General features: G+C 72.3%; 19 protein-coding genes. 17 read left to right on the top strand and 2 right to left on the bottom strand.

The features are described from left to right. Positions 1-15: 15 nt before the first annotated feature. Together ABZ479_RS02855 and ABZ479_RS02850 are read right to left on the bottom strand one after the other, a co-directional pair. The gene (locus ABZ479_RS02855) at positions 16-993 is read right to left on the bottom strand and encodes an AAA family ATPase (protein ID WP_500459517.1); all 978 of its coding nucleotides are present in this window, start codon (positions 991-993) and stop codon (positions 16-18) included. Positions 994-1,101: 108 nt separating this feature from the next. Beyond that, entirely contained in the window at positions 1,102-1,644 is a 543-nt protein-coding gene (locus tag ABZ479_RS02850) for a beta-class carbonic anhydrase (RefSeq protein ID WP_499607771.1), read from the bottom strand. A gap of 235 nt (positions 1,645-1,879) precedes the next feature. On the opposite strand from ABZ479_RS02850, the gene mraZ reads away from it, so the two are divergent. The 17 genes from mraZ (at position 1,880) to ABZ479_RS02765 (ending at position 20,753) form a co-directional block, all read left to right on the top strand. After that, entirely contained in the window at positions 1,880-2,311 is a 432-nt protein-coding gene (mraZ, locus tag ABZ479_RS02845; protein WP_499607774.1) for a division/cell wall cluster transcriptional repressor MraZ, read from the top strand. A 156-nt stretch (positions 2,312-2,467) separates the two neighbouring features. Further along, positions 2,468-3,436 carry a 16S rRNA (cytosine(1402)-N(4))-methyltransferase RsmH gene (gene rsmH, locus ABZ479_RS02840; RefSeq protein ID WP_499607777.1) on the top strand — a complete coding sequence of 323 codons (969 nt, stop codon included), beginning with the start codon at positions 2,468-2,470 and terminating at the stop codon, positions 3,434-3,436. Continuing rightward, the gene (gene ftsL / locus ABZ479_RS02835) at positions 3,433-3,864 is read left to right on the top strand and encodes a cell division protein FtsL (RefSeq protein WP_500459516.1); all 432 of its coding nucleotides are present in this window, start codon (positions 3,433-3,435) and stop codon (positions 3,862-3,864) included. Before rsmH ends, ftsL begins: the two co-directional genes overlap by 4 nt. 70 nt (positions 3,865-3,934) lie before the next feature. Continuing rightward, entirely contained in the window at positions 3,935-6,280 is a 2,346-nt protein-coding gene (locus ABZ479_RS02830; protein WP_500459515.1) for a peptidoglycan D,D-transpeptidase FtsI family protein, read from the top strand. Between the two features lie 169 nt (positions 6,281-6,449). Then, positions 6,450-8,045: a UDP-N-acetylmuramoyl-L-alanyl-D-glutamate--2,6-diaminopimelate ligase gene (locus tag ABZ479_RS02825; protein WP_500459514.1), complete on the top strand. Its 1,596-nt coding sequence runs from the start codon at positions 6,450-6,452 to the stop codon at positions 8,043-8,045. After that, complete coding sequence (locus ABZ479_RS02820; protein WP_499607789.1) at positions 8,042-9,466, top strand: UDP-N-acetylmuramoyl-tripeptide--D-alanyl-D-alanine ligase; 1,425 nt, start codon at positions 8,042-8,044, stop codon at positions 9,464-9,466. Before ABZ479_RS02825 ends, ABZ479_RS02820 begins: the two co-directional genes overlap by 4 nt. Further along, the gene (mraY, locus tag ABZ479_RS02815) at positions 9,466-10,530 is read left to right on the top strand and encodes a phospho-N-acetylmuramoyl-pentapeptide-transferase (RefSeq protein WP_018557111.1); all 1,065 of its coding nucleotides are present in this window, start codon (positions 9,466-9,468) and stop codon (positions 10,528-10,530) included. The genes ABZ479_RS02820 and mraY overlap by 1 nt, the downstream gene beginning before the upstream one ends. Positions 10,531-10,604: 74 nt before the next feature. Then, the gene (murD, locus tag ABZ479_RS02810) at positions 10,605-12,020 is read left to right on the top strand and encodes a UDP-N-acetylmuramoyl-L-alanine--D-glutamate ligase (RefSeq protein WP_500459736.1); all 1,416 of its coding nucleotides are present in this window, start codon (positions 10,605-10,607) and stop codon (positions 12,018-12,020) included. Between the two features lie 40 nt (positions 12,021-12,060). Beyond that, positions 12,061-13,461, top strand: coding sequence for a putative lipid II flippase FtsW (ftsW, locus tag ABZ479_RS02805; protein WP_500459513.1), 1,401 nt, complete (start codon positions 12,061-12,063; stop codon positions 13,459-13,461). 6 nt (positions 13,462-13,467) lie between these two features. Then, positions 13,468-14,559, top strand: coding sequence for an undecaprenyldiphospho-muramoylpentapeptide beta-N-acetylglucosaminyltransferase (gene murG, locus ABZ479_RS02800; RefSeq protein ID WP_500459512.1), 1,092 nt, complete (start codon positions 13,468-13,470; stop codon positions 14,557-14,559). Positions 14,560-14,742: 183 nt separating this feature from the next. Then, on the top strand, positions 14,743-15,516 hold the full coding sequence (locus ABZ479_RS02795; RefSeq protein ID WP_500459511.1) for a cell division protein FtsQ/DivIB: 774 nt from the start codon (positions 14,743-14,745) through the stop codon (positions 15,514-15,516). A gap of 246 nt (positions 15,517-15,762) precedes the next feature. Continuing rightward, positions 15,763-16,989 carry a cell division protein FtsZ gene (gene ftsZ, locus ABZ479_RS02790; protein WP_499607801.1) on the top strand — a complete coding sequence of 409 codons (1,227 nt, stop codon included), beginning with the start codon at positions 15,763-15,765 and terminating at the stop codon, positions 16,987-16,989. 15 nt (positions 16,990-17,004) lie between these two features. Further along, the gene (pgeF, locus tag ABZ479_RS02785) at positions 17,005-17,745 is read left to right on the top strand and encodes a peptidoglycan editing factor PgeF (protein WP_499607985.1); all 741 of its coding nucleotides are present in this window, start codon (positions 17,005-17,007) and stop codon (positions 17,743-17,745) included. Continuing rightward, positions 17,738-18,478, top strand: a complete 741-nt coding sequence (locus ABZ479_RS02780; RefSeq protein ID WP_500459510.1) for a YggS family pyridoxal phosphate-dependent enzyme — start codon at positions 17,738-17,740, stop codon at positions 18,476-18,478. The genes pgeF and ABZ479_RS02780 overlap by 8 nt, the downstream gene beginning before the upstream one ends. A 63-nt stretch (positions 18,479-18,541) precedes the next feature. Further along, positions 18,542-19,123, top strand: coding sequence for a cell division protein SepF (locus tag ABZ479_RS02775; protein WP_499607807.1), 582 nt, complete (start codon positions 18,542-18,544; stop codon positions 19,121-19,123). Between the two features lie 63 nt (positions 19,124-19,186). After that, on the top strand, positions 19,187-19,477 hold the full coding sequence (locus tag ABZ479_RS02770; protein WP_018557120.1) for a YggT family protein: 291 nt from the start codon (positions 19,187-19,189) through the stop codon (positions 19,475-19,477). Positions 19,478-19,523: 46 nt separating this feature from the next. Then, the gene (locus ABZ479_RS02765; protein ID WP_500459509.1) at positions 19,524-20,753 is read left to right on the top strand and encodes a DivIVA domain-containing protein; all 1,230 of its coding nucleotides are present in this window, start codon (positions 19,524-19,526) and stop codon (positions 20,751-20,753) included. Positions 20,754-21,616 lie beyond the last annotated feature (863 nt).

Here is a 21,616-nt window from a genome sequence, read left to right as displayed (position 1 = left end):
CGCCCGTCGTCCGGGTCACCGGCTGCCGTACGGGTCCGGGACCGGCGTGCGCTGCACGATCTCCGCGACGACCTGCTCCGGTGTGCGCCGGTTCAACTGGGCCTGTGCGGTGGGCAGCAGACGGTGCGCCAGCACGGCCGAGGCCAGCGACTGGACGTCGTCGGGCAGGACGTAGTCCCGGCCGTCCAGGGCCGCCGCCGCACGGGCCGCGCGCACCAGGTGCAGCGTGGCGCGCGGGGAGGCGCCGAGCCTCAGGTCCGCATGGTCCCGGGTGGCCGAGACCAGGCTCACCGCGTAGTGCCGTACGGCCGCGGACACGTGCACCGTCCGTACCGCGTCGACCAGTTTGACGATCTCGTGCGCGTGGGCGACCGGCTGCAGGTCGTCCAGCGGGCTGGCGCCCGCGTGCACGTCCAGCATCTCCAGCTCGGCCTCCATGCTGGGGTAGCCGATGGAGACCCTGGCCATGAAGCGGTCCCGCTGCGCCTCGGGCAGCGGGTACGTCCCCTCCATCTCCACCGGGTTCTGGGTGGCGATGACCATGAAGGGGCTCGGCAGTGGATACGTGCTGCCGTCGATGGTGACCTGCCGCTCCTCCATCGACTCCAGCAGCGCCGACTGCGTCTTGGGCGACGCGCGGTTGATCTCGTCGCCCACGACGATCTGCGCGAAGATCGCGCCCGGCTTGAACTCGAAGTCCCGCCGCTGCTGGTCGAAGACGCTGACCCCGGTGATGTCCGACGGCAGCAGGTCCGGCGTGAACTGGATGCGCCGCACGGAGCAGTCGATCGACCGTGCGAGCGCTTTGGAAAGCATGGTCTTGCCGACGCCGGGCACATCCTCGATCAGCAGATGCCCCTCGGCCAGCAACACCGTCAGCGCAGTCCGTACGACCTCGGGCTTGCCCTCGATCACGTTCTCCACCGACCGGCGTACGCGGTCCGCCGTGGCAGTCAGATCGCTGAGGCTCGCTCGCGCGTCATAGGTCGTCACCCGGTTCTCCTCGGCCCGTTCCTAGGGTCGCGGTCATCCCTGGACCGGCCCTCCCCGTTACACGAAGCATTCTCTCCTTCAACTATGCTCCGCGTCACTCCGCTTCCGTTACTCGTTTGTGATTTCGCGCAGCAGGCCGGTGTGCACGTCGAACACGAACCCCCGCACATCGTCCGTGTGGGTCAGGAAGGGCGAGGTCCGGACCCGCTGGATGGACTGCCGCACGTCCTGGTCGACGTCGCGGAAGGACTCCACCGCCCAGGTCGGACGCTGGCCCACCTCCTCCTCCAGCTCCGTGCGGAACTCCTCGGTCAGCGACTCCAGGCCGCAGCCGGTGTGGTGGATCAGCACGACCGAGCTGGTGCCGAGGGCGCGCTGGCTGATGGTCAGCGAGCGGATGGTGTCGTCGGTGACCACGCCGCCGGCGTTGCGGATGGTGTGGCAGTCGCCGAGTTCCAGGCCCAGCGCCTTGTGCAGGTCGAGCCGGGCGTCCATGCAGGCGACCACGGCCACCTTCAGGACGGGGCGGGCGTCCATGCCGGGGTCGCGGAACTGCTCGGCGTAGCGCCGGTTCGCCTCGACCAGCCGGTCGGTGACGGAGGCCGTGCCGGTGCCTGCGGGAACCGCGGACTGATGCGCGTTTATCGACATGAGACGACCGTAGAGGGCGCGGTCCGTTCCGACCTGCTGTGGCGTCCGGCAAATCTCGGTCAAACCGGTCCACTGTGAGGTAACCCACAGGCGTCGCGCGCGCTCGCCCGTGCGGGTGATTCGGGCGGCGGGGCCCACGCGGGCGCCCGCGCCAGGGCAGGCTTCTCGTTGACCGTGGGGACCGGTGGAGTAAAGTGGCGCGAAGTGGGTCGCCAGCCTAGTGCGGGAGGTGCGGATGTTCCTCGGGACGTACGCGCCACGGCTGGACGACAAGAGCCGGCTGGTCCTCCCCGCGAAGTTCCGCGAACAGCTCGCGGACGGCCTGGTCATCACCAAGGGCCAGGAGCGCTGCCTGTACGTATGGCCGGTCGAGGGCTTCCGCGCCCTCACCGAGGAGCTCCGCCGGGCCCCCCTCACCTCCAAGGCGGCACGCGACTACATGCGCGTGCTCTTCGCCGGCGCCCACGACGAGGTCCCCGACAAGCAGGGCCGGGTCACCCTCCCGCAGCCCCTGCGCGACTACGCGGGACTGCGCCGCGACTGCGCGGTGATCGGCGCCAACACCCGGGTCGAGGTGTGGGACGCGGCGGCCTGGGAGGACTATCTGGCGGGTCAGGAGGACGCCTTTTCGGCGTTGTCCCAGGAGGTGCCTCCCGGCTTACCGTGACCTCGCCCGTAGCCTGATGACTCACGTACGAGTACGTGACGCTCGGCCTCCTCCCGCTCCCCGGTCCGCTGGCACTCCTTCCCCGGTGCCAGATGGCCGCCCACGAGCGGGCGGGGACCCAGTGGTACGTCCCCGAGAGCAGATGAGAAGGGCTTCATGAGCACCACCCCGTCCGAGCCACGCCACGTCCCGGTGATGCTGGACCGCTGCCTGGACATGCTGGCCCCCGCCCTCGGCACGCCGGGCGCCGTGGTCGTGGACGCCACCCTCGGCCTCGGCGGGCACAGCGAGGCGCTGCTGCGGCGGTTCCCCGAGGTCCGGCTGGTCGCCGTCGACCGCGACCCGGCCGCGCTCAAGCTCGCCGGCGAGCGGCTCGCGCCGTACGGGGACCGGGCCACCCTGGTGCACGCGGTCTACGACGAGATCCCCGAGGTGCTGGCGGGGCTCGGCGTCCCCAAGGTGCAGGGCGTCCTGTTCGACCTCGGCGTCTCCTCCATGCAGCTGGACGAGGCGGACCGCGGCTTCGCCTACGCCCAGGACGCGCCGCTGGACATGCGCATGAACCAGACCGCGGGCATCAGCGCCGCCGAGGTCCTCAACACCTACCCCCCGGGCGAGCTGGTGCGGGTGCTGCGCGAATACGGCGAGGAGAAGTTCGCCCGCAAGATCGTGGAGGCGGTCGTCCGCGAGCGCGCACGCGAGCCCTTCACCACCAGCGCCCGGCTGGTCGAGCTGATCCGGGAGGCGCTGCCCCAGGCCGCCAAGCGGACCGGGGGCAACCCGGCCAAGCGCACCTTCCAGGCGCTGCGCATCGAGGTCAACGGGGAGCTGACGGTGCTGGAGCGGGCCATCCCGGCGGCCGTCGCCGCGCTCGCCGTGGGCGGCCGGATCGCCGTGCTCTCGTACCACTCCCTGGAGGACCGCCTCGTCAAGGGCGTCCTCGCGGCCGGCGCGGCCACCACCGCGCCGCCCGGGCTGCCCGTGGTGCCCGAGCAGTACCAGCCGCGGCTCAAGCTCCTCACCCGCGGCGCCGAACTGCCCACGGAGGACGAGATCGCCGCCAACCGCCGGGCCGCACCGGCCCGGCTGCGCGGCGCCCAGCGGATCCGGGAGGCCCTGGCGTGAGGCGGCGCAGCTCGGCGGCGCGTTCGCCCTTCGTGCTGCTGATCGTGCTGCTGCTCGGCGGCGGCCTGATCACCCTGCTGCTGCTCAACTCGGCGGTGAACCGGGACTCCTTCAAGCTCAGCGAGCTGCAGAAGAAGACCACCCAGTACACCGACGAGGAGCAGGCGCTGCAGCAGGAGGTCGACCGGTACTCGGCGCCGGACGCGCTGGACGGGCAGGCCCGCGAACTGGGCATGGTCCCCGGCGGCAACCCGGCCTTCCTCGCCCCCGACGGCACCGTCCTCGGCAAGCCCGGTGCCGCGCCCTTCGTGCCGGCGCCCAGCCCGAGCACGGCGCCGGCCACCGTCGCGCCCAGCGGCTCCGCGGCCGCCTCCCTGGGCCCGACGCCCTCCGCCAAGCCCAGCACGAGCCCGAAGGAGACCCCGTGACCGCAGCTCCGGGGCCCCGTGCCCTCCCGCCCCGATCCGCCCGCCCGGCCGGCCGGGAAGGTGCCGGGGCGTGGTGACCCGTGACGGGGAGCCACCGCGCGACCGGGGCGAGCGGCGTGAACGCGCCGACCGCGACAAGGGCGCGGGCCGTCCGGGGCCAGGCGCCCAGGGCCGCGCCGACCGCGGTGAGGGCGGTGGGACCACCCCTCGGCGCCGCCCGGTGCCGCGCGGACGCGAGGGCGACGCCGGAACCCCCGCACGCGACGGCGAGGGCGGGGAGCCCCGCCGCAGGACGCCCCCGGGGCAGCAGGCCGGGGCGCGCGGGCCCGCCGGGGCACGCGGCGCCAGGCCGCGCGAGGAGGCCGCCCGGGCCGCCCGCGGCACCGGACGCGACCCGCGCGCCCGCAGGCCCGCCCCCGGCCAGGGGAAACCCGGCACCTCCGCCGTGGCGCACGGCCGTACCCCCGGCGCCCGCAGGCCGGCCGGCGCGCGCGAACGCGACGCCGGGGCCGCCCGTGCCCGCTCCGGCCGCGCGACCGTACCGCCGCGGCGCAGGCCACCGCGCCCGGTCACCCCGGCCGGCGCCCCGCTGCTGCGGCTGGGCCGGCCCCGCCCCCGCCTGCGGCTGGTCAGCATCGCGCTGACCCTGGTGATGCTGACCTTCGTCATCCGGCTCTTCCAGGTGCAGGCCGTGGACGCCGCGACGTACGCCGCCAAGGCCGAGGTCAACCGGAACGTGAAGGTGACCCTCGCCGCCGAGCGCGGGACGATCACCGACCGCAACGGCGTCGACCTGGCCACCACCGTCGACGCGTACGACATCACGGCCGACCCGATGCTCTTCGCCCCCGAGTACGCGGAGGCCGACGACGCCCCGGCGCGCGCCGCCGCACTGCTGGCGCCGATCGTCGACGGGGACGAGAAGAAGATCGCGAAGCAGCTCGCCAACTACCCGGGGTCGCGCAACGAGATCATCGCCCGGCAGCAGTCGCCGCAGGTCTGGAACCAGATCAAGGACCTGCAGAGCGCGCTCGCCGACCGGGCGGAGAAGGGCGACGGCGTCAACTACCTCGCCGGGGTCTTCCGGCTCCGGCACGCCAAGCGCGTCTACCCGGCGAACGACCTCGCGGCGGGCGTGATCGGCTGGGTGAGCGCCTCCGGCACGGGCGGCGGCGGCCTGGAGAGCCGCCTGGACAAGGCGCTCGCGGGCAAGGACGGCACCGTCACCTACGCCCAGTCCGGCGGCCGCCGCGTGCCGACGGCCAGCGTGCAGGAGCGCGCCGCCGAGCCCGGCACCGACGTGGAGCTGACGCTGGACCGGGACATCCAGTGGGCCGCCCAGCGGGCGATCACCCAGCAGGTGCGCGCGTCCGACGCCGACCGCGGTTACGTCATCGTCCAGGACACCCGCACCGGGCAGGTGCTTGCCATGGCCAACGCACCCGGCTTTGACCCCAACGACCTGACCCGGGCCGACCCCACCGCCCTCGGCAACGCCGCCCTGCAGGACGCGTACGAGCCGGGCAGTGTCAGCAAGCTGATGTCCATGGCGGCGGTCCTCGACGAGGGCGTGGCCGCCCCCGACACCCACGTCACGGTGCCCGGCACCCTGCCGCGCGCCGACCGGGTCTTCCACGACGACGTGGACCACGGCACCTGGCACCTGACGCTGAACGGCGTGCTCGCCAAGTCCAGCAACATCGGCACGATCCTGGCGGCCGAACAACTCGGCAAGAACCAGAAGCAGGCGAACCGCGTCCTCTACTCATATCTGAGGAAATTCGGCATCGGGCGGCCCACGGGGGTCGGGTTCCCCGGGGAGACGCCCGGCATCCTGGCGAGGCCGGACAAGTGGAACGCGTCCCAGCAGTACACCATCCCCTTCGGGCAGGGCCTCTCGCTCAACGCGCTGCAGGCCACCTCGGTCTACTCGACGATCGCCAACGGCGGGGTCCGGGTCGAACCCAGCCTGGTACGCGGTACGACCGGCCCGGACGGCCGCTTCGTCCCGTCCCCGGTGCCGGCGAAGAACCGGGTGGTCAGCACGAAGACCGCCAGGACGCTGTCCACCATGCTGGAGTCGGTGGTCGGCGACGAGCAGGGCACCGGCATCAAGGCCCGGATCGCGGGGTACCGCGTCGCGGGCAAGACCGGCACGGCCAACCGGGTGGACCCGGAAACGGGCACCTACAGTGGCTACACGGCCTCCTTCATGGGGTTCGCCCCGGCCGACGACCCCCGGCTGACCGTGTCGTGCGTGATCCAGAACCCGACCCGCGGCAGTTATTTCGGTGGTCAGATCTGCGGCCCGGTGTTCAAGCGGGTCATGGAGTTCGCCCTGAAGTCCCTACAGGTGGCGCCCAGCGGAGCCAAGACCCCGAACCTGCCGGTCGAGTGGGACCCCGCGAAGCCGTGACCGGCGAGCAGGGGAGGAAGGAACGGCGGCCGTGAACGGACACGACCCCACAGCCCCGGGCACGGGCGGTAGCCCCGCGCACGCGGACCGTACCGGAGGAAGCGGCAGGCCGGAAGCCCGGCGAAGGGCTTTTGGCCCGGAGCCCGGCCCGCCGGGTACTCTCACGGCCGTGTCACAAGCTGATCAGCCCCCCGGCCCCGAACACAAGCAGCCGGGCGCACCCCGCCCCGCCCAGGTCCGCCCCGTACCCCCCGCGGAACTGGCCGCGCGGCTGGGCGTGGAGCCGCCCGCGCCCGGTGCCGCCCCGGTCACCGGGATCACGCACGACTCGCGCGCCGTCCGCCCCGGAGACCTCTACGCCGCCCTGCCCGGCGCCCGCTTCCACGGCGCCGACTTCGCCCCGCAGGCGGCCGAACTGGGGGCCGCCGCGATCCTCACCGACCCGGCGGGCGCCGACCGCGCCCGCGCGACCGGCCTGCCGGTGCTGGCCGTCGAGGACCCCCGGTCCCGGATGGGGGACCTGGCCGCCGAGATCTACGGCCGCCCGGGTGACGCCCTGCTGCAGATCGGCATCACCGGCACCTCCGGCAAGACCACCACGGCCTACCTCATCGAGGGCGGCCTGCGGGCCGTCCACGGCGACCGGACGGGGCTGATCGGCACCGTCGAGTCGCGGATCGGCGACGAGCGGCTCAAGAGCGAGCGCACCACCCCCGAGGCCACGGACCTGCAGGCGCTCTTCGCGGTGATGCGCGAGCGCGCCATCGAGGCCCTGGTCATGGAGGTCTCCAGCCACGCCCTGGTGCTGGGCCGGGTCGACGGCGCGGTCTTCGACGTCGCCGTCTTCAACAACCTCAGCCCCGAGCACATGGAGTTCCACTCGGGCATGGAGGACTACTTCCAGGCCAAGGCGCAGCTCTTCACGCCGCGCCGCAGCAAGGCCGGGGTGGTCAACCTCGACGACGAGTACGGCCGCCGCCTGGTGCGCGAGTCCCAGGTCCCGGTGACCACCTTCTCCGCCGAAGGCCACCCGGACGCCGAGTGGCGCGCCGAGCACGTGGTGACCGGGCCGCTGCGCTCCACCTTCACCGTGGTGGGCCCGGGCGGCGTGCGGATCGAGGCCGCCTCGCCCCTTCCCGGGCCCTTCAACGTCGCCAACGCGCTCGCCGCGATCACCGCCCTCGCGGTGGCCGGGATCGACCCGCAGGCGGCCGCCCAGGGCGTCGCCGCCGTCCCGGGCGTCCCGGGCCGGCTGGAGCGCGTCGACGCCGGGCAGCCGTACCTCGCGGTCGTCGACTACGCCCACAAGACCGACGCCGTGGAATCGGTGCTGCGGGCCCTGCGCAAGGTCACCAAGGGCAGCCTGCACATCGTCCTCGGCTGCGGCGGGGACCGCGACGAGACCAAACGCGGCCCCATGGGCGCCGCCGCGGCACGGCTGGCCGACACGGCCGTGCTGACCTCCGACAACCCCCGCTCCGAGGACCCGCTCGCGATCCTCACCGCGATGCTGTCCGGAGCGGCCGGGGTGCCCGCGCACGAGCGGGGTCATGTCGTCGTCGAACCCGACCGGGCGGCGGCCATCGCGACCGCCGTCGCCCTGGCCCGGCCGGACGACACCGTACTGGTGGCCGGCAAGGGCCATGAGCAGGGCCAGGACATCGCCGGAGTGGTACGCCCCTTCGACGACCGAGAAGTGCTGCGCGCGGCCATCGAACGGGCCGCCGCCACACCAGCACAGGAGAAGGACCAGGACCAGCTGTGATCCCACTCACCCTCGCCGAGGTCGCACACGCGGTCGGCGGGAGCACGCACGACATACCGGACCCGACGGTGCCCGTCACCGGGTCCGTGGAGATCGACTCCCGCAAGGTGACGCCGGGCGGCCTCTTCGTCGCCTTCCAGGGCGAGCGCGTGGACGGCCACGACTACGCGGAGCAGGCCGTCGCGGCCGGAGCGGCGGCCGTGCTGGCCGCCCGGCCGGTCGGCGTGCCCGCGATCGTCGTGGACGACGTCCAGCTCGCCCTCGGCGCCCTGGCCGCGCACGTCATCGACCGCCTCGGCGCCACCCTTGTGGCGCTGACCGGTTCGGCGGGCAAGACCAGCACCAAGGACCTCACCGCACAGGTGCTCAAGCGGCTCGCCCCGACCGTCTGGACACCCGGCTCCCTCAACAACGAGATCGGCCTGCCGCTGACCGCACTGCGCGCCGACGCCTCCACCCGGCACCTGGTGCTGGAGATGGGCGCCCGCGGCATCGGCCACATCGCCTACCTCACCGAACTGACCCCGCCGCGCATCGGCGTCGTCCTCAACGTCGGAACCGCCCACATCGGCGAGTTCGGCGGCCGCGAGCAGATCGCCCGGGCCAAGGGCGAACTGGTCGAGGCGCTGCCGGACGCCGCCGACGGCGGCGTCGCGGTGCTGAATGCGGACGATCCCCTCGTACGCGCCATGTCATCCCGCACCAAGGCGCGCATCGTGCTGTTCGGCGAGTCCGCCGACGCCGACGTCCGCGCCGAGAACGTCCGCCTCAACGACCGAGGTCAGGCCGTCTTCACGCTCACAACACCTACCGGGTGCAGCGAAGTGACCTTGCGCCTGTACGGTGAGCACCACGTGTCGAACGCGCTTGCCGCGGCCGCCGTAGCCCGTGAACTCGGCATGCCCGTCGACGAGATCGCCACCGCGCTCTCCGAGGCGGGCACGCTGTCCCGCTGGCGCATGGAGGTCGTCGAACGGCCGGACGGCGTGACGGTCGTGAACGACGCCTACAACGCGAACCCCGAATCCATGCGAGCCGCCCTGCGCGCGCTCGCGGCCATGGGGCGTGCCGCAGAGGCACGCGGGGGACGCACGTGGGCGGTGCTGGGCGAGATGGCGGAGCTCGGCGGGGAGGCCCTCGCGGAGCACGACGCTGTCGGACGGCTCGCCGTCCGGCTCAACGTCAGCAAGCTCGTGGCAGTCGGCGGCCAGGCGGCCGCCTGGGTGCAAATGGGCGCCTACAACGAGGGTTCGTGGGGTGAGGAGTCGGTGCACGTGTCCGACGCTGAGGCGGCGATCGACCTGCTGCGCAGTGAACTGCGTCCGGGGGACGTCGTGCTGGTGAAGGCATCGAGGGCGGTCGGCCTGGAGCGGGTCGCACTCGCGCTGCTCGACGGCGTCGAGGGCGGGGGCGCTCAGTAATGAACCAGATCCTGGTCTCGGGCGTGCTCGGGCTGTTCCTGTCCCTCATCGGCACCCCGATGCTGATCAAGCTGCTGGCCCGCAAGGGCTACGGGCAGTTCATCCGGGACGACGGCCCGAAGGAGCACCACAGCAAGCGCGGTACGCCCACCATGGGCGGCATCGCGTTCATCCTGGCCACGCTCGTCGCGTACGCGCTCACCAAGGTCATCACCTCGGAGCGCCCGACGATCTCCGGCGTGCTGGTGCTCTTCCTCTTCACCGGTCTGGGCGTGGTCGGCTTCCTCGACGACTACATCAAGATCGTGAAGCAGCGCAGCCTCGGTCTGCGGGCCAAGGCCAAGATGGCGGGCCAGCTGATCGTCGGCATCACCTTCGCGGTGCTGTCGCTGCAGTTCGCCGACTCACGGGGCGTCACCCCGGCCTCCACCCGGCTGTCCTTCACGCAGGACTTCGGGTGGTCCCTCGGCCCGGTGATCTTCGTGATCTGGGCGCTGTTCATGATCCTCGCGATGTCGAACGGCGTGAACCTCACCGACGGCCTCGACGGCCTGGCCACCGGCGCCTCGGTGATGGTCTTCGCCTCGTACACCGTCATCGGCGTGTGGCAGTACGGCCAGTCCTGCTCCAACGTCATCACCGCGGGGCCCGGCTGTTACGACGTACCGCATCCGCTCGACCTCGCGGTCGTGGCCGCCGCGCTCATGGGCGCCTGCTTCGGCTTCCTGTGGTGGAACACCTCGCCGGCCAAGATCTTCATGGGCGACACCGGATCGCTCGCGCTCGGCGGCGCCCTGGCCGGTCTGGCCATCTGCTCCCGCACCGAGATGCTGCTGGCGATCCTGGGCGGCCTCTTCGTCCTGATCACCCTCTCCGTGGTCATCCAGGTCGGCTCCTTCCGCCTGACCGGCAAGCGCGTCTTCCGCATGGCGCCACTGCAGCACCACTTCGAGCTCAAGGGCTGGAGCGAGGTCCTGGTCGTGGTCCGCTTCTGGATCATCCAGGGCATGTGCATGGCCGTCGGCCTCGGCCTCTTCTACGCGGGCTGGGTGGCCGCGCAGTGACGTCGGCCCCCGGGCAGGAACCCGGCCCCCTCAAGGACGGTCCCCCGCCGGCCGCCGTCGAGGCGGCCGGGCGGCTGGGCCTGCCGGGCCGCCGGGTGACCGTCGCCGGCCTGGGCGTCTCGGGGGTGCCCGCCGCCAAGGCGCTGCACGCCCTCGGCGCCCTCGTGACCGTCGTCAACGACGGCGACGACGAGCCGGCCCGGGCGCAGGCCGTCGAACTGGAGGCGCTGGGCGTCACCGTCCGGCTCGGGGACGGCCGCACCCTGCCCGAGGGCACCGAACTGATCGTCACCTCGCCCGGCTGGCCGCCCGCCGCCCCGCTCTTCGCGGCCGCCGAGGCCGCGGGCGTGCCCGTGTGGGGCGACGTGGAGCTGGCGTGGCGGCTGCGCGGCCCCTCGGCGGCGCCCTGGCTGGCGGTCACCGGCACCAACGGCAAGACCACGACCGTGCAGATGCTCGCCTCGATCCTGACCGCCGCGGGCCTGCGCACCGCGGCGGTCGGCAACATCGGCACGCCCGTGCTGGACGTCGTGCTGTCCGGTGAGGAGTACGACGTCCTCGCCGTGGAGCTGTCCAGCTACCAACTGCACTGGGCCCCCTCGGTCCGCCCGCACTCGGCCGCGGTGCTCAACCTCGCCCCGGACCACCTCGACTGGCACGGCTCCATGGCCGCCTACGCGGCCGACAAGGGCCGGATCTACGAGGGCAACGTCGTCGCCTGCGTCTACAACCTCGCGGACCCGGCCACCGAGGCGCTGGTGCGCGAGGCCGACGTCGAGGAGGGCTGCCGCGCGATCGGCTTCGGCCTCGGCAGCCCGCGGCCCTCGGAGCTGGGGGTCGTCGACGGCATCCTGGTCGACCGGGCCTTCGCGCCCGAGCGGCACAAGAACGCGCAGGAGCTCGCCGAGGTCTCCGACGTGCACCCGCCGGCGCCGCACAACATCGCCAACGCCCTGGCGGCGGCCGCCCTCGCCCGCGCGTTCGGCGTCGCGCCGGCCGCCGTCCGGGACGGCCTGCGCGCCTTCCGGCCGGACGCCCACCGCATCGCCCACGTGGACCGGATCGACGACGTGGACTACGTCGACGACTCCAAGGCCACCAACACCCACGCCGCCGAGGCCTCCCTCGCCGCGTACGAGCACATCGTCTGGATCGGCGGCGGCCTCGCCAAGGGGGCGACGTTCGACGAACTGGTCACGACCGCGGCCAAGCGGCTGCGCGGCGCCGTGCTGATGGGGGCGGACCGTGCCCTCATCCGTGAAGCGCTCGCGCGACACGCCCCCGAGGTCCCGGTCGTCGACCTCGACCGCACCGACACTGGGGCGATGGCGGCGGCCGTCCACGCCGCGCGGGACCTCGCCCAGCCGGGGGACACGGTGCTCCTGGCACCGGCCTGCGCCTCGATGGACATGTTCGCGAACTACAAGGCTCGCGGAAACGCCTTCGCGGAGGCCGTACGGGATCTGCGGGCGCCCGGCGCCGGGCAGTAGCCGGAGCCGCTCCGGCCCGTACCGCGACCTAGGAGGGGACATGACGGCAGCCGACCACGGCGACGCCTCCGGTTCTCGTTCCCGCAACGCCCTCAAGGCGCCCGCCCGCCCCGCGCGGTCGGCGCCGCCGCGCCCCGGGGCGGCCGCCCCCGGGGCGCGTACGCCCGGCGGGAAGGCGCCGCGGGGCAGCGCGCTGCGCGGCGCCAGGGTCGTCCTGGACCGCGCCATGCGCGCCTGGGACCGCCCGCTCACCGCGTACTACGTCATCCTCGGCAGCAGCCTGCTGATCACCGTGCTCGGTCTGGTGATGGTCTTCTCGGCCTCGCAGATCAAGGCGCTGGAGTACGGGCTGCCGTCGACGTACTACTTCCGCAAGCAACTGTTCGCGGCCGTGCTCGGCACCGGCCTGCTCGTCGCGGCCTCCCGGGTGCCGGTACGGCTGCACCGCACGCTGTCGTACCCGCTGCTCGTCGGCTCGGTGTTCCTCATGGCCCTGGTCCAGGTGCCGGGGATAGGGCAGTCGGTCAACGGCAACCAGAACTGGCTCTACCTCGGCGGCCCGTTCCAGCTGCAGCCCAGTGAGTTCGGCAAGCTCGCGCTCGTCCTGTGGGGCGCGGACCTGCTGGCCCGCAAGGAGGACCTGAAGCTCCTCGTCCAGTGGAAGCACCTGCTGATCCCGCTGGTGCCGGTGGCCTTCCTGCTGCTCGGCCTGATCATGCTCGGCGGTGACATGGGCACCGCGATCATCCTCACCGCGATCCTGTTCGGGCTGCTGTGGATCGCCGGAGCCCCCACCCGGCTGTTCGCCGGCGTGCTGGGCGTCGCGGGGGTGATCGGCTTCCTGCTGATCAAGACCAGCGGCAACCGCATGGAGCGGCTGGCCTGCATCGGCGCCACCGACGTCACTCCCGGTGGCGGCTGCTGGCAGGCCGTGCACGGGATCTACGCCCTCGCCTCGGGCGGATGGTTCGGTTCCGGGCTCGGTGCGAGCGTGGAGAAATGGGGCCAACTGCCCGAACCGCACACCGACTTCATCTTCGCCGTGACCGGGGAGGAACTGGGGCTGACGGGCACGCTGTCGGTGCTCGCCCTCTTCGCGGCTCTAGGCTATGCGGGTATCCGCGTGGCCGGTCGAACGGAGGACTCCTTCGTCAGGTTTGCCGCGGGAGGCGTGACGACGTGGATCACGGCCCAGTTCGTGGTCAACATCGGTGCGGTGCTCGGCCTGCTGCCGATCGCCGGTGTCCCGCTCCCGCTGTTCTCCTACGGGGGCTCGGCCCTCCTGCCGACCATGTTCGCGATCGGGCTGCTCATCTCGTTCGCGAGGAGCGAGCCCGGCGCGCGAGCGGCGCTCAACGCGCGGGGGCCCGGCTACTGGCCGGGGGCAATGACACGGACGATGAGGCGGTTCGTCAGACGGCGGCCGTCCGGAGAGCGGTGAATTTCGGTGCATGTCGTACTCGCCGGTGGGGGGACCGCCGGCCACATCGAGCCCGCGCTCGCGCTCGCCGACGCCCTGCGCAGGCAGGACCCGACCGTGGGGATCACGGCACTCGGCACCGAGCGGGGTCTGGAGACCCGGCTGGTGCCGGAACGCGGCTACGAGCTGGCGCTCATCCCCGCCGTCCCGCTGCCACGCAAGCCCACCCCCGAGCTGATCACCGTCCCGGGGCGGCTGCGCGGCACCATCAAGGCCGCCGAGCAGATCCTGGAGCGCACCAAGGCCGACGCCCTCGTCGGCTTCGGCGGCTACGTCGCCCTGCCCGGCTACCTGGCCGCCAAGCGGCTCGGCGTGCCGATCGTGGTGCACGAGGCCAACGCGCGTCCGGGCCTCGCCAACAAGATCGGCTCCCGCTACACCACCCACGTGGCCGTGAGCACCCCGGACAGCAAGCTCCGGCACTCCCGCTACGTCGGCATCCCGCTGCGCCGGTCCATCGCGACCCTCGACCGCGCCGCGGTCCGCGCGGAGGCGCGTGCCGCCTTCGGCCTCGACCAGACCCTGCCGACCCTGCTGGTCTCCGGCGGCTCCCAGGGCGCCCGGCGGCTCAACGAGGTGATCGCCTCCGTCGCCCCGCGCCTGCAGCAGTCCGGCGTCCAGATCCTGCACGCGGTCGGCCCGAAGAACGAGCTCCCGCACGCCGACAACATGCCCGGCATGCCGCAGTACGTCCCGGTCCCCTACCTGGACCGGATGGACCTCGCCTACGCCGCCGCCGACATGATGCTCTGCCGGGCCGGCGCCATGACGGTGGCCGAGCTGTCCGCGGTGGGCCTGCCGGCCGCGTACGTCCCGCTGCCGATCGGCAACGGCGAGCAGCGGCTGAACGCGCAGCCGGTCGTCAAGGCCGGCGGCGGCGTCATCGTCGACGACGCGGACCTCACCGCGGAGTGGGTGCTCGGCAACGTGCTGCCGGTCCTGACCGATCCGCACCGGCTGTACGAAATGTCGCGCGCCGCCGCCGAGTTCGGCCGCCCGCACGCGGACGAGCTGCTCGTCGGCATGGTCCACGAGGCGATCGCCGCGCGCCGCCGCTGAAGCACGGTGCCGGCCGGGCCCCTCCGGCGCCCCCGCGGACGGCGCCGGGGGCGCCCCGTGCTCCGTTGGGGTCACGGGGGAGGGGGCCCGGCCCACCCGGCGGCGCGCGGCCGCCCCGGCACCCAGCACGACGACTAGCCTGCCCGGAAGCGGAAGGCAGTTCCGACGACCCCGGAGGCGAAAGTGGCCGTACCGACGACCGTCGAGGCGGCCGGCGACCAGGACGGCGGGGCCGAGCCCCCGCCGCGGCGGAGCCGGCGTCTCATCGTCCTCACGGCGCTCGCCGCGGCCACCGTGCTGGGCGGCACCGGCACCTGGCTGCTGTACGGCTCCGCCTGGCTGCGTGCGACGCACGTCCGCGTGACGGGCACCGAGGTGCTCCACCCCGACGAGGTCCGCGACGCCGCGCAGGTCCCGCTCAACGGGCCGCTGGTTTCCGTGGACACCGACGTGATCGCCCGTCGGTTGAAGGCGCGGCTGCCGCGCATCTCCGCGGTGGAAGTGGAGCGTTCGTGGCCGCACACGATCACGCTGAAAGTGACGGAGCGAACTCCCGCCGCCCTGGTGAAAGGTGACGGGTACTTCATCGAAGTCGACGCGGACGGCTTCCGGTTCGACGAGCGGGACACTCCCCTGAAGGGTGTACCGATCATCGAATTGCGGCCCGACCGCGACTCCGCGAGCTATCGACTTTTCGGGACAAAGCGGCTATTGGCGGCGGCGGTTCGGGTCGCGGCGGACCTGCCGAAGGTCGCATACCGGGACGCACAGCTCATCGAGGTGCGCTCATATGACGACATTACGGTCGAACTGACGCGGGGGCGTGCGGTGATGTGGGGGAGCGCGGATCAAGGGGCGGAGAAAGCGGTTGCTCTCGCGGCCCTGATGAAAGTCGAGCACGATGCCGAGTTCTTCGACGTGAGTGCCCCAACATCCCCTGCCGCATCGGACGGTTGACGTCCCAGCCTTCTGTTCGACACCCTGGTTGGTCCGGCTCTGGCGTGATCACATAGGGTCAAAAGAAAAACGGGAGGTTCGGCGTGTTCGTTGAACGCGAACCGCTTGTCGATTTAGTGTCCTGTCCCAACGACAGTGCGGGACAGACATACTGGTAACCCTAAACCTCAGGGTTAGGGTTCGGATCGGCGGGCCTTCCCGACCGTCCCCACAGGTATACGTAACTCGAGGCGAGAGGCCTTCGACGTGGCAGCACCGCAGAACTACCTCGCAGTCATCAAGGTCGTCGGCATCGGCGGCGGTGGCGTGAACGCCATCAACAGGATGATCGAGGTCGGTCTCAAGGGCGTCGAGTTCATCGCGATCAACACCGATGCGCAGGCCCTGCTCATGAGCGACGCCGACGTCAAGCTGGACGTCGGCCGGGAGCTCACTCGCGGACTCGGCGCCGGCGCCAACCCCGACGTCGGCCGCAAGGCCGCCGAGGACCACCGCGAGGAGATCGAAGAGGTGCTCAAGGGCGCCGACATGGTCTTCGTCACCGCGGGCGAGGGCGGCGGCACCGGCACCGGCGGCGCGCCCGTCGTGGCCAACATCGCCCGCTCGCTGGGCGCGCTGACCATCGGTGTGGTGACCCGCCCGTTCACCTTCGAGGGACGCCGCCGCGCCAACCAGGCCGAGGACGGCATCGCAGGACTGCGCGACGAGGTCGACACCCTCATCGTGATCCCCAACGACCGGCTGCTGTCCATCTCGGACCGCCAGGTGAGCGTGCTGGACGCCTTCCGCTCCGCGGACCAGGTGCTGCTCTCCGGTGTCCAGGGCATCACCGACCTGATCACCACCCCGGGTCTGATCAACCTCGACTTCGCCGACGTGAAGTCGGTGATGTCCGAGGCGGGTTCGGCCCTCATGGGCATCGGCTCGGCCCGCGGGGACGACCGCGCGGTCGCCGCGGCGGAGATGGCGATCTCCTCGCCGCTGCTGGAGGCGTCCATCGACGGCGCCCGGGGCGTACTGCTCTCCATCTCCGGCGGCTCGGACCTCGGCCTCTTCGAGATCAACGAGTCCGCCCAGCTGGTGAGCGAGGCGGCCCACCCCGAGGCCAACATCATCTTCGGCGCGGTCATCGACGACGCCCTGGGCGACGAGGTCCGCGTCACCGTCATCGCGGCCGGCTTCGACGGCGGCCAGCCGCCGACCCGCAACCGCGACAAGGTGCTCGGCTCGTACGCGTCCTCCTCCCGCGAGGAGAACTCCTCCCCGGCGCCGGCCCGTCCGGCCGCCCAGTCCGCCGAGCCGGCCCGCCCGGCCTTCAGCGGCCTGGGCAGCGTCACCCAGCGTGAGGAGGAGCCCAAGCCGGAGCCGGTCGCCGAGGTGCCGGCCCAGCCGATCGCCCCCCAGGTTCCCCCGGCGCGTCCGTACCAGGACACCGCCGCCGAGGAACTCGACGTACCCGACTTCCTCAAGTAAGCACTGCCACACGTGATAACGCTCAACCACGCACGTCCGGGCGGCGCCCACTTCGCCTTCACCGACAGGTGGGGAGGGGTGAGCGCCGCTCCGTACGACAGCCTCAACCTCGGCGGCGCGGTCGGTGACGACCCGGCCGCCGTCCTCGCCAACCGCGACGCCGCCGCACGCGGGCTGGGCCTCGATCCCGCCCGTGTGGTCTGGATGAACCAGGTGCACGGCAACGACGTCGCCGTCGTCGCCGCCCCCTGGGCCGGCGGCCGGGTCCCGGAGGTGGACGCCGTCGTCACCACCCGGCCCGGTCTCGCCCTCGCGGTGCTGACCGCCGACTGCGTCCCGGTCCTGATGGCCGACGCGCACGCCGGCGTGGTGGCCGCGGCCCACGCCGGCCGCCCGGGCCTGCTGGCCGGGGTCGTCCCCGCGGCGGTCGAGGCCATGGTCGGACTCGGTGCCCGCGCCGAGCGGATCACCGCGATGACCGGCCCCTCGGTCTGCGGCTCCTGCTACGAGGTGCCCGAGGCCATGCGCGACGAGGTCGCCGCCGCCGTCCCCGAGGCCCGCGCCACCACCAGCTGGGGCACCCCCTCCCTGGACATCGCCACCGGAGTGCACGCCCAACTCGCCCGGCTGGGTGTGCCGATGGGTGAGAAATCCCATATTTGTACGATGGAGTCCGGGGACCACTTCTCCTACCGCCGCGAGCGGACCACCGGACGGCTCGCGGGATACGTCTGGCTGGACGGACCGAGTGACTGACCGTACGCAAGAGCGAAGCGCCGAACTGGCGGGCAACCTCGCCGCGGTCGAGGAGCGCATCGCGGCGGCCTGCGTCGCGGCCGGCCGGGCCCGGGACGAGGTGACCCTGGTCGTGGTCACCAAGACCTACCCGGCGAGCGACGTGCGGATCCTGTCCGGGCTCGGCGTCCGCGAGGTGGCGGAGAACCGCGACCAGGACGCCGCCCCCAAGGCCGAGGCCTGTGCCGACCTGCCGCTGACCTGGCACTTCGTGGGGCAGCTGCAGACCAACAAGGTGCGCTCGGTGGTGCGCTACGCGGACGTCGTGCACTCGGTCGACCGCCTCCGGCTGGTCGACGCGCTCTCCGCCGCCGTCCTGAAGTCCGAGCGGGCCGACCGCGAGCTCGGCTGCCTGGTGCAGGTCGCGCTGGACGCCGAGTCCGGGACGCAGGGCGCCCGCGGCGGAATCGCACCCGATGTCGTCGAAGGCATCGCCGAAGCCGTCGCGGCCGCCCCCGGGCTCCGGCTCGACGGGCTGATGACGGTCGCGCCGCTGGCGGGGCCGTACGCGGGTCAACCCCGCGCCGCCTTCGATCGGCTGGCGGAAATCGCATCCTGCCTGCGCGCGGCGCATCCGGCTGCGAACATGGTCTCGGCAGGGATGAGCGCGGACCTCGAGGAGGCCATCGCCGCCGGTGCGACACACGTACGCATCGGTAGCGCGGTACTCGGCGTCAGGTCCGGGCTCGGGTAACGTCACCAAACAAGTCGGACCACACAAAAAATATGGTCTTTCCCCGCTGAGAGGACGCAGAGCATGGCCGGCGCGATGCGCAAGATGGCGGTCTACCTCGGCCTCGTGGAGGACGACGGGTACGACGGCCCGGGCTTCGACCCCGACGACGAGTTCGAACCCGAACCCGAGCCGGAGCGCTCCCGCCGACCGCACCAGTCCCACCAGCCACCACATCAGACACAACCGGAGGAACCGGCACGTATCGTGCACGCCCCGGTCCCCCGTGAACCCCGGATCGCCCCAGTGGCATCCATCACACAAGAACGCCATAGCCTGGAGAAGAACGCACCGGTGATCATGCCTAAGGTCGTGTCGGAACGAGAGCCGTACCGGATCACGACACTCCACCCCCGGACGTACAACGAAGCCCGTACGATCGGGGAACACTTCCGTGAGGGCACGCCGGTGATCATGAATCTCACGGAGATGGACGACACCGACGCGAAGCGACTTGTCGACTTTGCCGCCGGGCTGGTCTTCGGCCTGCACGGCAGCATCGAGCGGGTGACGCAGAAGGTGTTTCTGCTGTCGCCTGCTAACGTCGATGTCACGGCGGAGGACAAGGCCCGCATCGCCGAAGGCGGGTTCTTCAATCAGAGCTGATATACGCAACCGTACGAAACCGGCCGTGAGGCCCATGAACGAGCAGGGGAGAGGGGAAGCGCGATGGACATCGCACTCCAGGTGCTGTGGATCGCGCTGATGTGCTTCCTGCTCGTTCTGATCTTCCGGTTGGTGATGGACTATGTTTTCCAGTTCGCCCGATCGTGGCAGCCTGGGAAGCCCATGGTGGTCGTCCTGGAGGCCACCTACACTGTCACCGATCCGCCACTCAAGCTTCTGCGGCGGTTCATCCCGCCGCTGCGTCTCGGGGGCGTGGCGCTCGACCTGTCCTTCTTCGTATTGATGATCATCGTGTACATCCTGCTCACCGTCGTAGGGGGCTTGCGAGGATGACCGATGCGGGCTCCCGATATGTCGACGATCACGTTGAGGTGAAGAGATGCCACTGACCCCCGAGGACGTGCGGAACAAGCAGTTCACGACCGTCCGCCTCCGAGAAGGCTATGACGAGGACGAGGTCGACGCCTTCCTTGACGAGGTCGAGTCGGAACTGACGCGACTGCTCCGCGAGAACGAGGACCTGCGCGCCAAGCTGGCCGCGGCGACCCGTGCCGCCGCCCAGAACCAGCAGCAGGGCATGCGCAAGCCCGAGCCGCAGGACGGCCGCGGTCCCGGGGCTCCCGTGCCCGCCGCCATATCCGGACCGCAGCCGGTGCCGCCGCAGCAGATGGGCGGCCCCGGTCCCCAGGGACCCGGCAGTGGCCTCGCCCTGCCCGCCGGGCCCAGCGCACAGCAGGGCCCCGGTCCGATGGGCCAGGGTCCGATGCAGGGCGGTCCCATGGGTCAGCAGCACCCCATGCAGGGCGGCCCCATGGGCCAGCCGATGCAGGGCGGTCCCATGGGTCAGCAGCACCCCATGCAGGGCGGCCCCATGGGCCAGCCGATGCAGGGTGGCCCGATGGGTCAGCAGCACCCCATGCAGGGCGGTCACCCCATGCAGCAGCAGGGCCCCGGTGGCGACAGCGCCGCCCGTGTGCTCTCGCTCGCCCAGCAGACGGCCGACCAGGCGATCGCCGAGGCGCGCGCCGAGGCGAACAAGATCGTCGGCGAGGCCCGCAGCCGCGCCGAGGGTCTGGAGCGCGACGCCCGTGCCAAGGCCGACGCCCTTGAGCGGGACGCGCAGGAGAAGCACCGCGTGGCCATGGGCTCCCTGGAGTCCGCGCGCGCCACGCTGGAGCGCAAGGTCGAGGACCTGCGCGGCTTCGAGCGCGAGTACCGCACCCGCCTGAAGTCGTACCTGGAGAGCCAGCTGCGTCAGCTGGAGAACCAGGCCGACGACTCGCTCGCCCCGCCGCGCACCCCCGCGGCCGCGTCCCTCTCCTCCGGTTCCGGAGGCATGGGCGGCACGATGGGCGGCGGCACCATGGGTGGCGGCACGATGGGCGGCATGGCCACGGCCGGCGCCGGCACCATGGGTGGCGGTCAGGGCTACGGCGGCGGCCAGGGCATGGGCGGCGTCGGCGGGCAGAACCCGACGTACGGCGGCCAGCAGCAGATGTCTCCGGCCATGACGCAGCCCATGGCCCCGGTGCGGCCGCAGGGGCCGGCGCCGTTGCAGCAGGCGCCGACGCCGATGCGTGGGTTCCTCATCGACGAGGACGACAACTAGTCGCCGGCGCGACGCCGGTGCGACTGCGGTAGGCACCACAGGGCCGGGCCCCCAGGGAATCACTTCCCTCGGGGGCCCGGCCCTTTCCCGTCCGCGCGGCTGCGCCGGGCTGCCCGGTTGTTGTGTGCGGGTTGTTTCCGCCTGCGGCGGGCTGTCTCCCGCCCTCCCGCCCGATTGCCCGGCGCGGTTGGTGCGGGTCTCGCACGTCGTTGTGGGGTCGGGGCCGCGCCGGCGCACGTCCTCAACGCTCGCGGTTTACCCCCACATCCTTGGGCGCCGGGTCCGCCGCTCGTCGTTTCCGGGCGCACCCCGCCACACCCCCTCCCGTCGTATGGGCGCACAACGGCCGGTGGGGGGGTCAGATAGGCGTGCGGGGGTACCCGGAACCGCTCTCTGACCCCCACGGCCCCACAGGTCCAGCCCCGCATCGTTCGGCACCGGATCCGCCGCTCGTTTCCCCCCGGCCTTCAGCCAGGGGAGCACCCCCGCCACGGCCCCTTCCCCTTGTGCGGGTGCAGGGTGTCCCGTTGGGGGTGTGTTGGACAGGTGCGGTGCCCCCGGGCTGCCTTGTGACCTCCCACCGGCCGTTGGTCGCCACGGATAGGGAGGGGGTGGGGGAGTTGGGGGCACCCCCGGCCGAAGGCTGGGGGAGGGTGGGCGTTCTGGACGCTGACGTGTATTTGATGTGCGGCACAGACGGCACCGACGAGTGCTGCCCGCCATGCACATAAATATGCGGTACAGAATGCCCACCCCGGAGGCCCCGCCCCCGGCCCACCCATGCACAGTGCGCAGGCCCGCACCAACCGTGCCGGATGGGGGTCCCCCCGGCCGAAGGCTGGGGGAGGGAGGGCGGGTGGGGG

The sequence above is a fragment of the Streptomyces sp. NPDC005722 genome (assembly GCF_040630935.1).
Lineage (GTDB): Bacteria > Actinomycetota > Actinomycetes > Streptomycetales > Streptomycetaceae > Actinacidiphila.
The sequence above is the reverse complement of the archived record's forward strand: the minus strand, read 5'-3'. Positions and strand labels throughout refer to the sequence as shown.